The organism is Stenotrophomonas sp. LMG 10879, assembly GCF_002750935.1.
GTDB lineage: Bacteria > Pseudomonadota > Gammaproteobacteria > Xanthomonadales > Xanthomonadaceae > Stenotrophomonas > Stenotrophomonas lactitubi_B.
This window is the reverse complement of the sequence record NZ_PEJT01000002.1, coordinates 345,512-360,213: the sequence shown is the minus strand read 5'-3', so window position 1 is coordinate 360,213 and position 14,702 is coordinate 345,512. Positions and strand designations below refer to the sequence as shown.

Genomic DNA, 14,702 nt, shown 5'->3' with positions numbered 1-14,702 from the left:
GCGCTCAGCCGCGCATGGGTTGCGCTCTACAGCAGCGGCGGCGGGTAACGACGGCCTTCGCGCAGTGGGCGGAAGTAATCGTCGTTCGTGTAGAAGGCTGGTGTCTGATCGGTGTGCCAGCCCGGAATGCCCGCCAATGGCAACGGCCGCAGCTCCAGAGGGTCGAGCAGCACCCTGCCCTCGTCGATGGCCTGCGCGACCGCGCCGACGCAGTCCGCATCTTCATCGCCCTGCAGCACGATGCATTTTCCCACCAGCAGCCGGCCCGGCAGCAGCGCCTGTTCCATCAAGGCATGACCAAATACAGCGGCAATGGCGATCCGCCCTGACTGCCAATGGATGGGTTCGAACAACGCGCGCCAATCGTGAGCATCCCAGGCTGCCAGCAATGCCCGGTCGCGCACCCGCACCACCACGCCGGTTTCATCGAACTGGGTCAGCGCGGCCTGCGCGCGGTTGCGCTGTCCGGCGGCCATGCGCTCGATGTGCCGGCATTGCTGCGTGTTGAGTGCGCGCTTGATCGACGGGTAGCGTGCCCAGACCAAGGCATTGAACAGGTCGTGCCAGTTGCCCGCGCGGGTTGCAATGCGCCCGTCGGCAATGCGCGTTTCGTAGTGCAGGCCGTCGGCCAGCAACGCCGCATCCTGTTCAACAAGGCGCTTGCCCGGCAGCGTCAGGCGCGCGTCCAGATCGACCACGCCTGGCCAGTCCGCTGCCGTCAGCAGATCACCGAACGTGGCGATACCGGCAAACAGCGGATGATCGAACGCAGACCGATCCACCGCCGCGCGCAGCGGTGCCACGAATCGGCGGGGGCCGCCATCAGCAGCCTCCGCCCCGGTCACAGCACCTTGAGGTCGAAGGCCGCGCGCGTGGTCGGCGGCAGTGCATCGCCGTAGAGGTCGTGCTCGTCGCTCTCGGTGATTTCCACGTCGACGAACTCACCCACGCGCAGCGCCACCTGGTCGGCGTTCTGGATATGCACCAGGCCGTCGATCTCCGGCGCATCGGCCTTGGAACGAGCCACGGCGATATCGCCTTCGATGGCATCGACCAGGCATTGCTGCACCGTGCCGATCTTGGCTTCCAGCCGCGAGGCCGAAATCTGCGCCTGCTTTTCCATGAAGCGCGCCAGTCGTTCCTGCTTCACTTCTTCCGGCACCGCGTCCGGCAGGTTGTTGGCCGTAGCGCCCTCGACGGGCGAATAGGCGAATGCACCCACGCGGTCCAGCTGCGCTTCGTCGAGGAAGGACAACAGCTCTTCGAACTCGGCCTCGGTCTCGCCCGGGAAACCGACGATGAAGGTGGAACGCACGGTGATGTCCGGCGCGATGCGGCGCCAGTTCTGCACGCGCTCCAGGGTCTTCTCGACCGCACCGGGACGCTTCATCAGGCGCAGGATGCGCGGGCTGGCGTGCTGGAACGGGATGTCCAGGTACGGCAGGATCCGGTTCTCGGCCATCAGCGGCACCACGTCATCGACGTGCGGATACGGATAGACGTAGTGCATGCGCACCCAGGCATCCAGTTCGGACAAACCTTCGCACAGTGCCTTCAGGCGGGTCTGGTAGGCCTTGTCGCGCCACATCTTCTCGGCGTACTTCACATCCACGCCGTAGGCCGAGGTGTCCTGCGAAACCACCAGCAGTTCGCGCACGCCGCCACGCACCAGGCGCTCGGCTTCGCGCAGCACCTCGTCCACCGGACGCGACACCAGCTTGCCGCGCATCGAGGGGATGATGCAGAAGCTGCAATGGTGGTTGCAGCCCTCGGAAATCTTCAGGTAGGCGTAGTGGCGCGGGGTCAGCTTGATGCCGTAGTCCGGCACCAGATCCACGAACGGGTCGTGCTTGGGCGGCAGCGCGGCGTGCACGGCTTCCATCACGCTCTGGTAATCCTGCGGCCCGGACACCGCCAGCACGTTCGGGTACGCCTCACGGATCTGCTCCGGGCGCTTGCCCAGGCAGCCGGTGACGATCACCTTGCCGTTCTGGTTCATCGCCTCGCCGATGGCATCCAGCGATTCGGTCACCGCCGAATCGATGAAGCCACAGGTGTTGACCACCACCACGTCGGCCGAATCGTAGGACGGGACGATGTCGTAACCTTCCGACCGCAGCTGGGTGAGGATGCGCTCGGAATCGACGAGGGCCTTCGGGCAGCCAAGGCTGACGAAGCCGACTTTGGGGTTCAGCTGGGACATGGAATCGCGGGACTCTGGGGGCCTGGGCCCCTGCCGGCATGGCAGGGGAACCTGGGGGCCGGGGCCTGAAAGGGCGCCAGTATACCGGGGTTGGGCGGCGGCCTCTGAATCGTGTGAGCCGCCCGATCCCGCACAGCCGCTGACATCGCGCTAACCCGCCCAGCACCGACAATGCACGCCTGTCCCCCTGCAACGAGGTACCCCCCGATGTCCGAATGGATCACCCTGGACACGCATTACGGCCCGGTCCGCGCCTGGCAGGCACTGCTCGAGGGCAAACCCCGCGGCGCACTGGTGGTGGTGCAGGAAATCTTCGGCGCCAACCCGCATATCCGCAACGTGGCCGAACGTTTCGCGGCCGAGGGCTACGCGGTGCTGGCACCGTCATTCTTCGACCTGGTGGACGGCCCCGAGGCCGATCCGGATGCCCTGCCCTATACCCCCGAAGGCGTGAAGGATGGCCTGCAACGGGTCACCGACCTGGGCATGGAAAAGGCGCTGGAAGTGGTCCGCGCCGCAGCCACCCGGCTGGCGCCGCACGGCAAGGTGGGCACGGTCGGCTACTGCTGGGGCGGCAGCGTCGCGCTGCTGTCCGCGCTGCGCCTGGGCCTGCCCTCGGTGAGCTACTACGGGGCACGCAACGTGCAGTTCCTGGATGAAACGCCGAAGGCCCCGGTGATGTTCCACTTCGGCGCGCAGGACAAGAGCATCCCGCCGGAGGCGATCCAGGCCCACCGCGAGAAGCTGCCGCAGATGGCGACCTTCGTCTATCCAGCCGACCATGCCTTCAACCGCGAGGTCGGACATGCGTATGATCCAGACAGCGCCGCCCTGGCGCTGCAACGCACCCTGGACTTCTTCTCGGAGCATCTTGGATGAGCGATTTCGAACTCGATTCACGCCTGGCCACCGATAGCGTGCTGGTGGCTGAAGGCCCGTTGTCGCAAGTGCGACTGATGAACGACGAACGATTCCCCTGGCTGGTCCTGGTGCCGCGCCTGGCCGGGGTGACCGAGTGGATCGAGCTGGACGGCGAGCAGCAGGACAAGCTGCGCACCGAGCTCAACCGCGCCTGCAAGGCGCTGCACGGTTCCGACGGGGTGGAGAAGATCAACATCGGCGCGCTGGGCAATATCGTGCGCCAGCTGCATTTCCACGTGATCGGCCGCCACGACGGCGATCCGGCGTGGCCGGGACCGGTCTGGGGCAGCGGCCCGGCGCACCGCTATGAACCGGCCGCACTGGACCAGCATGTCGCCTACTGGAAGGAACGGCTAGGATATCCGGCCCATTCCTGAGCCAGTGCCGACCCGATGCGATTCAATATCGTCGCCGCCATCCTGCTGATCCTGATCGGCCTGTTCATGCTGGCCAGCAATCTGGGCTGGACCAACCTGAACCTGTCGCGCCTGCTGCTGACCTGGTGGCCGCTCGGCCTGGTGGCCGTGGGCATCGCGATCCTGTTCGGTCGCGGCAAATAAGCAAAGGCGGCGCATGCGCCGCCTTCGTGATCACGCAGAACGCCGGGCATCGCCCGGCGCCCCCTTCAGGTGCGCGGCAGAGTCACGCCGGTCTGGCCCTGGTACTTGCCGCCACGGTCCTTGTACGAGGTCTCGCACACTTCATCGGACTGGAAGAACAGCATCTGCGCCACGCCTTCGTTGGCGTAGATGCGCGCCGGCAGCGGCGTGGTGTTGCTGAACTCCAGGGTCACATGACCTTCCCACTCCGGCTCCAGCGGGGTCACGTTGACGATGATGCCGCAGCGCGCATAGGTGCTCTTGCCCAGGCACACGACCAGGGTGTCGCGCGGAATGCGGAAATATTCGACCGTGCGGGCCAGCGCGAAGCTGTTCGGCGGAATGATGCACTCATCGCCAACGATGTCGACGAAGCTGCCCGGATCGAAATGCTTGGGGTCGACGATCGTCGAGTTGATGTTGGTGAACACCTTGAACTCGCGCGAGCAGCGCACGTCGTAGCCGTAGCTGGAGGTGCCGTAGCTGACGATGCGCTCGCCGTTGACCTGCTTGACCTGCCCAGCCTCGTACGGCTCGATCATGCCGTGCTGTTCGGACATCTGGCGGATCCAACGGTCACTCTTGATGCTCATGCTCTGTCCTGGGTGCAAGGGGGCGCGAGGATTCTAGCAGGGGGCCGGGCGTCGCCGCCGCAGCCCCGCCGGCGGGCCCTTACAGCAGCGAGGACAGGATCGGGATCGAGGCGCGAGGGCGCTTGCCCACCTCCTCGACCAGACGCTGGGCAGCGCGATGGTAGGCCTGGGCCGCGGCCGAATCCGGCTGCGCGGCGGTGATCGGGGTACCGGCGTCACCCTGCTCGCGGATGCCGATCTGCAGCGGCAGCGACCCCAGCAGCGGTACCCCGTACTGCGCCGCCATGCGCTCGCCACCACCCTCGCCGAACAGGTGCTCCACGTGCCCGCAGTTGCTGCAGGTATGCACGGCCATGTTCTCGACCACGCCCAGCACCGGCACTTCGACCTTCTCGAACATCTTCAGCGCCTTCTTCGCGTCCAGCGTGGCGATGTCCTGCGGCGTGGTGACGATCACCGCGCCGGCCAGCGGAATCTTCTGCACCAGCGTCAGCTGGATGTCGCCGGTACCCGGCGGCAGGTCGATCAGCAGGTAGTCCAGGTCGTCCCACAGCGTGTCTTCGAACAGCTGGGTCAGCGCCGCCGTCGCGCGCGGTGCACGCATGATCAGCGGTGTCTCGTCCTCGACCAGATAACCGATCGACATGGTGTCCACGCCGAACGCACGCATCGGCTCGATGCTCTTGTTGTCCGGGCTCTCCGGGCGGCCGGACAGGCCGAGCATCGCCGGCACGCTGGGGCCGTAGATGTCCGCATCAAGCACGCCGACGCGCGCACCCAGCTGCTGCAGGGCAACGGCGAGGTTGACCGCCGTGGTCGACTTGCCCACCCCACCCTTTCCCGAGCCCACCGCGATCACGTTGCGGATGCGCGCATGCGGCGCCAGTCCCTTCTGCACCTGGCTGGCATGCGGACGACGGGAAGAACTGTTCACTGCGGACTCCGGGGTGAATCGATAAGAAGAACCCAACATCATACAAGCTGGACGTACGCTGACTGAAATTCAGGATTGCTACAGATTCGTGCACAGATTGTTAAGTTCATGTTACGTTCGCTAAGCACTGGTTTTGGGCTGCGTCGCTGGTTCTACAGCACGCACGATGGCGCATGCGCAGTGCCGTACTCGTATTTGCTCTCTGAACGGAACTACATGAAAGACCTTCGCAATTCCGCACGTCGCAACACCCTCGCTGTCGCCTTGATCTCCGCCCTGGTTGCCGCCTCGCCGGCAATGGCCCAGGACAAGGCCACCAACCTGGACAAGATCACCGTCACCGGCTCGCTGATCCCGCAGACCCAGGTTGAAACCCAGACCCCGGTCATGACCATCAGCGCTGAAGCCATCCAGTCGCGCGGCTTCAACAGCGTCGCCGAAGTGCTGCAGCAGTCCTCGCTGACCACCGGCGGCATCCAGGGCGGCCAGACCTCCGCTTCGTTCACCCAGGGCGCTGAAGCCGCTGGCATGTTCGGCCTGAATCCGGGTTACACCAAGTACCTGATCAACGGCCGCCCGATGATGTCCTACCCGGCGCTGTACAACGGTGGCGACGCGTTCAACAACATCAGCGGCATTCCGATCGACATCGTCGAGCGCATCGAAGTCCTGCCGGGCGGCCAGTCCTCCCTGTACGGTTCGGATGCGATCGCCGGCGTGGTCAACATCATCCTGAAGGACCACATGGAAGGCGGCAGCCTGTCCGTGCGTGGCGGCACCTCCACCGAAGGCGGCGGCAACAGCTTCCGCATCAGCGGCGCACACGGCTTCTCGGCGCTGGACGACCGCTTCAATGCACTGGTCAACGTGCAGATCGAAAGCAGCAACCCGATCTGGGGCTACCAGCGTGACCTGACCAAGCAGAACAACACCCACGGTTACACCGCGCAGCTGCCGTCGAACGACTTCGCCGTCATCGACGCCAAGACCAACGCGCTGTACATGATGGACCCGAGCAACTGCGCCAACGTTGCCGGCCAGTTCGATGGCACCACCGTGCTGGCCAACCGTCCGACCGGCCAGTCCTGCGGTTCGGTGTTCGGCGCCGGCTACAAGACCCTGAAGAACGGCAAGGACAGCGGCCAGTTCTACTCGTCGATGACCTTCGACGTGAACGACAACTTCCAGCTGTTCGCCGACGTGCTCTACAGCAAGGAAAAGACCGAATACACCTCGGGCTCGAACTACCTGTGGTGGGGCACCAAGAGCGGCATGGGCGGCTTCTACGACCAGGCGTCGGGCAAGCTGGTCAACCTGCAGCGCGCGTTCGCTCCGGAAGACATCGGCGGCGAAGGCTACAAGGGCATCCTGAACAACGACAAGAGCCGTGCCTACCAGGTCACCCTGGGCGGCAAGGGCGCGGTCGGCAACTGGGATTACAGCCTGAGCTTCACCCGTGGCGAATACCGCCTGGATGAGAGCAAGTTCCAGCGCTTCGGCAATGCCATCAACAGCTACTTCGCCGACAAGGTGCTGGGCCCGCAGCTGGGCACCAAGGATGGCTTCGGCATCTACAACACCAACTGGGGCGCGTTCTACTCGCCGATCTCGCCGGAAGACTTCGCTGGCTTCACCGGTTACACCACCAACCACAGCCGCACCTGGCAGAACCTGGCACGCGCGCAGGTCACCAACGGCTCGCTGTTCTCGCTGCCGGGCGGTGATGCCGGCCTGGCCGTGGTCGTCGAAGGCGGCAGCGAAGGTTGGGACTACAGCCCCGACCAGCGCCTGCTGGACGGCGACGTGTGGGGCTCGTCGGCTGTTGCCGGCAACGGCCATCGCAGCAACTACGCGGTGACCAGCGAGCTGCGCATGCCGCTGCTGGAGTCGCTGACGGTGACCGCTTCCGGTCGCTATGACGCCTTCAAGATCGCCGACAACACCGTCGACAAGGCCACCTACAGCGTGGGTGTCGAGTTCCGTCCGATCGAAAGCCTGCTGTTCCGCGGCAAGTACGGCACCGCCTTCCGCGCGCCGACCCTGCCCGACGCGTTCCAGGGCCGCAGCGGCTATTACGCCGCCAACTCCACCGACTACTACCGTTGCGGCGAGCTGGGCTACGTGCCGGGCAACACCGACGCCTGCCGCTACGCGGACAGCGTTTCGGTCTACTCCGAGCGTGCCGGCAACCCGGACCTGGAGCCGATCACCGCCGACGTCTGGAATGCGGGCATCGTCTGGGCGCCGATGGCGAACCTGTCGATCTCGGCCGACTACTACAACTGGAAGATCGAGAACGAAGTCGATACGGCCAGCACCGACCAGCTGCTGCTGGCCGAGTACTACTGCCGCAACGGCCTGCCGAACGGCTCCTCGGCCACCTGCCAGAACGTGGCTGACTGGGTCACCCGTGATTCGGCCGGCAACCTGAGCTCGCTGTACACCCCGAAGATGAACGTGGCCCGCCAGAACCTGCAGGCCGTGACCGTCGGCTTCAAGTACCTGCAGGACATCGGTCGCTTCGGTTCGCTGCAGTTCTCGGGCAACTACACCAACATGCTCAAGCGTGAAGTGCAGGCGCAGCCGGGCGAGGACTTCCAGGACCTGCTGGGCAACCCGAAGTCGATGTGGAACTACGACAGCTACGCCAAGGTCCGTTCCGACGCGTCGGTAGCCTGGTCGCTGGACAAGTGGACCACCACGCTGTACGCCAACTACATCGGCCACACCCCGAACTACCTGGCGGGCCTGAACGGCTACGAGTACACCCACACCGCGTCGGGCTACAAGGCAGGCAAGTGGGCTTCGTACACCACCTACAACCTGAGCGTGAACTACCGCGTGCAGGATGACCTGACCCTGTCGCTGATGGTCAACAACGTGTTCAACAAGATGCCCGAGCAGCAGGCCCACAGCTACCAGGGAACCTCCGGCACGCCGTTCAACAACTACCTGTACAACGTCTACGGCCGCACCGTGTACGTGCAGGCCAAGTACGACTTCGGCAAGTAATCCCGTCGTTTTCCGGGTTTGATTCCGGACCAGGCCCCGCTTCGGCGGGGCCTTTTTTTTGGGGCGGCGCATGTGCATCGATCAGCGCATGAATATCCCGATTGTTAACCCATCAACCATTTACGCATTATTCATTAAGCCACAATCGGCAAATTCGTACCAATATCGCAATATATTGTTTTTAAAGATGTTTTTATTAACTCGCAACGAGCCATTGCGAGAGCGCGACAAGTCCGCGAAAAACAAGTTAAGCGTGTGTTACGTTCGAAAAACGCCGCCCTTCTGTGTCTGCAGGCTGCTGAACAATCCATGAGTTCCCAGGAAAGGGAAAACGCGTTTCTCACGACCACACGGAGTACCGCATGTCTCGCAATGGCTTTCCGCGTCACCCGCTCACCCGCGCCGTCCTCAGCGGCCTGATCCTGGCCAGCAGCAGCGCAATCGCGCTCGCCCAGGACAACACGCCCACCGATCTCGGACGCGTGACCGTCACCGGCTCACTGATCCCGCAGACGCAGATCGAGAACCACACGCCGGTCCTGACCGTCACCGCCGAGGACATCCAGACCCGCGGCTTCACCAGCGTGGCCGAGGTGCTGCAGCAGAACTCGCTGACCACCGGCGGCCTGCAGGGCGGCCAGACCTCGGCTTCGTTCACCCAGGGCGCTGAAGCCTCGGGCATGTTCGGCCTCAGCCCGAGCTACACCAAATACCTGATAAATGGACGGCCGATGCTGTCCTACCCTGCCCTCTACAACGGCAGCGACACCTTCAACAACCTCAGCGGCATCCCGATCGACATCGTCGAGCGCATCGAGATCCTGCCCGGTGGCCAGTCGTCGCTGTACGGCTCGGACGCGATCGCCGGTGTGGTCAACATCATCCTCAAGGACCGCATGGACGGCGGCGTGCTGAACGTGCGCGGCGGCGGTCACACCGAGGGCGGCGGCAACGATTTCCGCGTCAGTGGCGCGCATGGCTTCAACGCCTTCGATGACCGCTTCCACGCGCTGGTCAACGTGCAGTACGAGAAGAGCAGCCCGATCTGGGGTTACCAGCGTGACCTGACCAAGCAGAACAACACCAAGGGCTATACGCCGCAGGTGCCGACCAACGACTTCCTGGTCTACCTGCCGGGCCAGCAGAACGCTTACGTGATGATGGACCCGACCCGCTGCGCCAACGTAGCCGGCCAGTTCGGCGGCACCACCGTACTGGGCACGCGAGCCACCGGTGAATCCTGTGGTTCGCCCTTCAGTGCCGGCTACAAGACCCTGAAGAACGGCAAGGAAAGCAGCCAGATCTATTCGTCGATGTCCTTCGACGTCAACGACAACTTCCAGCTGTTCGCCGATGCGCTGTACAGCCTGGAAGAGGTGCAGTACAACGCCGGTTCGGGCTATGCCTTCTGGGGCAGCGATGTCGGCTTCGGTGCGTTCGTCGACCAGGCCAGTGGCGAATACATGAACCTGCAGCGCGCGTTCGCGCCAGAGGACATCAGCGCCGCCGGCTACCGCGACATCATGAGCACCGATCGCAACAAGGCCTACCAGGTCACCCTCGGTGGTCGTGGCAACGTCGGCAACTGGGATTACAGCGCCAGCTTCAGCCGCGGCGAGTACAAGCTGACCGAGCGCAGCTTCGCGCGCTGGGCCAACGAGATCGACAGCTACTTCGAAGACCGCGTGCTGGGTCCGGTACTGGGCGTCAGCGACGACGGCTACAACATCTACAACCCGAACTGGGGCGCGTTCTATTCGCCGCTGCCGGCAGGTGATTTCCAGACCTTCACCGGCTTCACCTACAACAAGAGCCGCACCTGGCAGAACCTGGGCCGCGCGCAGATCACCAACGGTTCGCTGTTCAAGCTGCCCGGTGGCGATGCGGGCTTGGCCGTGGTCGCCGAAGCCGGCAGCGAAGGCTGGTCGTATACGCCGGACCAGCGCCTGCTCGATGGCAGCGTGTGGGGCACCACCTCGGTCGCCGGCGCCGGCCATCGCAGCAACTACGCGCTGACCAGCGAGCTGCGCATGCCGCTGCTGGAGTCACTGACCGTGACCGCCTCCGGCCGCTACGACGCGTTCAAGATCGCCGACAAGACCGTCGACAAGTCGACCTACAGCATCGGTGTGGAATTCCGTCCCATTGAAAGCCTGCTGTTCCGCGGCAAGTACGGCACTGCCTTCCGCGCGCCCAGCCTGTCCGACGCGTTCCAGGGCCGCAGCGGTTACTACGCCAACAGTTCGGTCGACTACTACCGCTGTGGCCAGCTTGGCTTCAACCCCAGCGACACCGTCGGGTGCCCGTACGCCAACGAGTCGGTGTTCGGCGAACAGTCCGGCAACCCCGATCTGGAAGCGATCACCGCCGACGTCTGGAACGCAGGCATCGTGTGGGCCCCCATCAACAACCTGTCGGTGTCGGTGGACTACTACAACTGGAAGATCAAGAACGAGGTCAACACCCTCAGTTCCGACCAGTTGCTGCTGGCCGAGTACTACTGCCGCAACGGCCAGACCAACAACACCTCGGCCAGCTGCCAGAACGTGAGCGACTGGATCACCCGTGACGGCACCGGCAAGCTGGAGCAGATCTACACGCCGAAGATGAACATCGCCAGCCAGAACCTGCAGGCGGTGACGGCCAGCTTCAAGTACGTGCAGGACATCGGCCGCTTCGGTGCGCTGCAGTTCTCCAGCAACTACACCAACATGATCAAGCGCGAACTGCAGCCGCAGCCGGGCGACGATTACCTGGACCTGCTGCGTGACCCGTACGCGATGTGGAACTACGACCAGTACGCCAAGGTGCGCGCAGATGGTGCGGTGGGCTGGGCGAAGGACAAGTGGACCACCACCCTGTACTTCAACTATATCGGCAAGACGCCCAACCGCATGGCGTACCTGGGCAAGGGCTACGACTACGTGCATCCGTCTGGGTACGAGGCCGGCAAGTGGGGCTCGTACACCACCTACAACCTGAGCGTGAACTACCAGGCGATGGACAACCTGACCCTGTCGATGATGGTCAACAACGTGTTCAACAAGATGCCCGACGGCCAGGCCCACAGCTACGCCGGCAACATCGGTGCGCCATACAACAGCAACATCTACAACCCGTACGGCCGTGCGGTCTACGTGCAGGCCAAGTACGAGTTCGGCAAGAAGTAAGCGCCGGTCCCGAGGTACCCAAAGGCCCCGCTTCGGCGGGGCCTTTTTTCATGCATGCGAATTGAGACGGGCAAGAGTTGAAAGTCCCATAAATTAATTAATTGAAAAGCCCCCTAGGACCTCTCTAAGCCTTTGAATCAAAAGCAGAAACTTGTTACTGACCGATACTGTTCTGCACCGCAACATTTTGAAACATTCCCAGACAAACCTGCTTATTGGTTGATTGCAAAGGAATTTTCCGGAAATACCTTGCACATCCGTGTGACGGCCTCATTTTGACAGCGTGAACGTCGTGTTACGGTCCGGCTGAACGGATTGCAACTGAACAGGTCATGAAGATGTCAGGGAGGACATCAGCCAGACGACATCGCTCACACGGGGATCCATCATGTCTCGCCATCGTTCCACGCCTTCGCGTCACCCCTTGACCCTCGCCCTGATCGGCACCCTGCTCGCCTCCGGTGCAGTCCACGCGCAGGACAACGGGCCAACCCAGCTTGACCGCGTCACCGTCACCGGTTCACTGATCCCGCAGACGCAGATCGAGAACCACACCCCGGTCCTGACCGTTACCGCCGAGGACATCCAGACCCGCGGCTTCACCAGTGTCGCCGACGTCCTGCAGCAGTCCTCGCTGTCGACCGGCGGCCTGCAGGGCGGACAGACATCCGCTTCGTTCACCCAGGGTGCCGAGGCAGCCGGCATGTTCGGGCTCAGCCCCGGCTACACCAAGTACCTGATCAACGGCCGCCCGATGCTCTCGTATCCGGCGCTGTACAACGGCAGCGACAGTTTCAACAACATCAGCGGCATTCCGATCGACATCGTCGAACGCATCGAGATCCTGCCGGGCGGCCAGTCGTCGCTGTACGGTTCGGATGCGATCGCCGGCGTGGTCAACATCATCCTCAAGGAGCGCATGGATGGCGGCGTGCTCAACGTCCGCGGCGGCGCCTACTCCGAAGGCGGCGGCAACAGCGTGCGTGTCAGTGCGGCGCGCGGTTTCAACGGAGTCGATGATCGATTCCATGCGCTGGTCAACGTGCAGTACGAAAAGACCAGCCCGATCTGGGGCTACCAGCGCGACCTGACCAAGGTCAACAATCCCGACGGCTACAGCCCGCAGTACGTCTCCAACGACTTCCTGGTGCTGCTGCCGGCCAACAGCAACCGCTACGCGATGATGGACCCGAACCTGTGCGCCAACGTCGCGGGCCAGTTCGACGGCACCACCGTGCTCGGCACCCGCCCGACCGGCCAGGCCTGTGGTTCGGTGTATGGCACCGGCTACAAGACCATCAAGAACGGCAAGGAAAGCGGGCAGATCTACAGCTCGATGACCTTCGATGTGAACGACAACTTCCAGTTGTTCGGCGACGCGCTCTACAGCCTGGAAGAAGTGAAGTACGCCACCGGCTCCGGCTACACCTGGTGGGGCACCTCCTCCGGCTGGGGCCGCTTCTATGATCAGGACAGCGGCCAGTACATGAACCTGCAGCGCGTGTTCGCGCCGGAGGACATCGGCGGCGGCGGCTACCGCGACATCATGAACACCGATCGCAACAAGGCCTACCAGGTCACGCTCGGCGGTCGCGGCACGGCCGGCAACTGGGACTACAGCGCAAGCTTCACCCGCGGCGAGTACAAGCTGACCGAGCGCAACTTCGTGCGCTGGAACGATCCGATCAACGACTATTTCGAGCAGCGCGTGCTGGGTCCGGTGCTGGGTACCACCAGCACCGGCTACAACATCTACAGCCCGGACTGGGAAGCGTTCTACTCGCCCCTGCCGAGCGGAGATTTCCAGAGCTTCACCGGCTACACCTACAGCCAGAGCCGCACCTGGCAGAACCTGTTGCGTGCGCAGGTCACCAACGGTTCGTTGTTCAAGCTGCCCGGCGGCGATGCCGGCTTCGCAGTGGTGGTCGAAGGTGGCAGCGAAGGCTGGGATTACACGCCCGACACCCGCCTGGTGGATGGCAGCGTGTGGGGCACCACGGCGGTGTCCGGCGCCGGCCATCGCAGCAGCTACGCGGTGACCAGCGAACTGCGCATGCCGTTGCTGGAGTCGCTGACGGTGACCGGTTCCGGCCGCTACGACGCCTTCAAGATCGGCGGCAACACCATCGACAAGGCGACCTACAGCGTCGGCCTGGAGTTCCGCCCGATCGACAGCCTGCTGTTCCGCGGCAAGTACGGCACCGCGTTCCGCGCGCCCACCCTGTCCGATGCCTTCCAGGGTGTCAGCGGTTACTACGCCAACGGTTCCACCGACTACTACCGTTGTGGCCAGCTGGGCTACGACCCGGCCAACACCACCGGTTGCCCGTATGACAGCGTGTCGGTGTTCGGCACCCAGTCCGGCAATCCCGACCTGGAACCGATCACCGCCGATGTATGGAACGCCGGCATCGTGTGGGCTCCGATCAACAACCTGTCGGTGTCGGTGGACTACTACAACTGGAAGATCAAGAACGAGGTCAACACCCTCAGCTCCGATCAGCTGCTGCTCGCCGAGTACTACTGCCGCAATGGGCAGACCAACAACACCTCGGCCAGCTGCCAGAACGTGACCGATTGGATCACCCGCGATTCCTCCGGCGTGCTCGACGAGATCTATACGCCGAAGATGAACGTGGCCAGCCAGAACCTGCAGGCGCTGACGGCCAGCTTCAAGTACGTGCAGGACATCGGCCGCTTCGGTTCGCTGCAGTTCTCCGGCAACTACACCGACATGCTCAAGCGCGAACTGCAGCCGCAGCCGGGCGATGAGTACCTGGACCTGCTGCGCGACCCGTATGCGATGTGGGTGTACGACTCGTATGCCAAGGTGCGCGCCGACGGTTCGATCGGCTGGGCCAAGGACAAGTGGACCACCACCCTGTATGCCAACTACATCGGCAAGACGCCGAACTACATGGCCTACCTGGGCAATGGCTACGACTACGTCCACAGCTCCGGCTACAAGGCCGGCAAGTGGGGTTCGTACACCACCTACAACCTGAGCGTGAACTATCGGGCGATGGACAACCTGACCCTGTCGCTGATGGTCAACAACGTGTTCAACAAGCTGCCCGACAACCAGCGGTACAGCTTCGCCGGCACCAGCGGCCAGCCGTACAACAACTATCTGTACAACGCCTACGGGCGGGCCATCTACGTGCAGGCCAAGTACGAGTTCGGCAACCACTGATCCATCCGCGCGTTCGCGTACAACAGAAGACCCCGCCCCGGCGGGGTCTTTCCTTTGCGCGACATCGGTGCGGGAGG

The 14,702-nt window shown here is 63.6% G+C and carries 10 protein-coding genes; 6 read left to right on the top strand and 4 right to left on the bottom strand.

Annotated elements, in window-relative coordinates:
• Positions 1 to 26: 26 nt before the first annotated feature.
• Both CR919_RS04395 and rimO read right to left on the bottom strand, forming a co-directional pair.
• Positions 27 to 845: a DUF3025 domain-containing protein gene (locus tag CR919_RS04395; RefSeq protein WP_099819026.1), complete on the bottom strand. Its 819-nt coding sequence runs from the start codon at positions 843 to 845 to the stop codon at positions 27 to 29.
• Positions 842 to 2,203, bottom strand: coding sequence for a 30S ribosomal protein S12 methylthiotransferase RimO (rimO, locus tag CR919_RS04390; RefSeq protein WP_099819025.1), 1,362 nt, complete (start codon positions 2,201 to 2,203; stop codon positions 842 to 844). The genes CR919_RS04395 and rimO overlap by 4 nt, the downstream gene beginning before the upstream one ends.
• 207 nt (positions 2,204 to 2,410) lie before the next feature.
• On the opposite strand from rimO, the gene CR919_RS04385 reads away from it, so the two are divergent.
• From CR919_RS04385 to CR919_RS21165, 3 genes are read left to right on the top strand one after another with little or no spacing between them, the layout of a single operon-like run.
• Positions 2,411 to 3,082 (top strand): dienelactone hydrolase family protein, encoded by a 672-nt coding sequence (locus CR919_RS04385; RefSeq protein ID WP_099819024.1) that lies wholly within the window; start codon positions 2,411 to 2,413, stop codon positions 3,080 to 3,082.
• Entirely contained in the window at positions 3,079 to 3,501 is a 423-nt protein-coding gene (locus CR919_RS04380) for an HIT family protein (RefSeq protein WP_032975033.1), read from the top strand. Before CR919_RS04385 ends, CR919_RS04380 begins: the two co-directional genes overlap by 4 nt.
• Positions 3,502 to 3,516: 15 nt before the next feature.
• Positions 3,517 to 3,684 carry a DUF5668 domain-containing protein gene (locus CR919_RS21165; RefSeq protein ID WP_025876120.1) on the top strand — a complete coding sequence of 56 codons (168 nt, stop codon included), beginning with the start codon at positions 3,517 to 3,519 and terminating at the stop codon, positions 3,682 to 3,684.
• A 65-nt stretch (positions 3,685 to 3,749) separates the two neighbouring features.
• Here CR919_RS21165 and dcd read toward each other — a convergent pair whose 3' ends face one another.
• On the bottom strand, positions 3,750 to 4,316 hold the full coding sequence (gene dcd / locus CR919_RS04370; protein ID WP_089236335.1) for a dCTP deaminase: 567 nt from the start codon (positions 4,314 to 4,316) through the stop codon (positions 3,750 to 3,752).
• A gap of 79 nt (positions 4,317 to 4,395) precedes the next feature.
• Positions 4,396 to 5,250, bottom strand: coding sequence for an iron-sulfur cluster carrier protein ApbC (apbC, locus tag CR919_RS04365; protein ID WP_089236336.1), 855 nt, complete (start codon positions 5,248 to 5,250; stop codon positions 4,396 to 4,398).
• Positions 5,251 to 5,466: 216 nt separating this feature from the next.
• Between apbC and CR919_RS04360 the strand changes: the two genes are divergently transcribed.
• The 3 genes from CR919_RS04360 to CR919_RS04350 all read left to right on the top strand — a co-directional run bounded on the left by CR919_RS04360 (position 5,467) and on the right by CR919_RS04350 (position 14,625).
• Positions 5,467 to 8,262: a TonB-dependent receptor gene (locus tag CR919_RS04360; protein ID WP_099819023.1), complete on the top strand. Its 2,796-nt coding sequence runs from the start codon at positions 5,467 to 5,469 to the stop codon at positions 8,260 to 8,262.
• A 362-nt stretch (positions 8,263 to 8,624) separates the two neighbouring features.
• The gene (locus tag CR919_RS04355; RefSeq protein ID WP_099819022.1) at positions 8,625 to 11,432 is read left to right on the top strand and encodes a TonB-dependent receptor; all 2,808 of its coding nucleotides are present in this window, start codon (positions 8,625 to 8,627) and stop codon (positions 11,430 to 11,432) included.
• A gap of 388 nt (positions 11,433 to 11,820) precedes the next feature.
• Positions 11,821 to 14,625 carry a TonB-dependent receptor gene (locus CR919_RS04350; protein WP_099819021.1) on the top strand — a complete coding sequence of 935 codons (2,805 nt, stop codon included), beginning with the start codon at positions 11,821 to 11,823 and terminating at the stop codon, positions 14,623 to 14,625.
• Positions 14,626 to 14,702 lie beyond the last annotated feature (77 nt).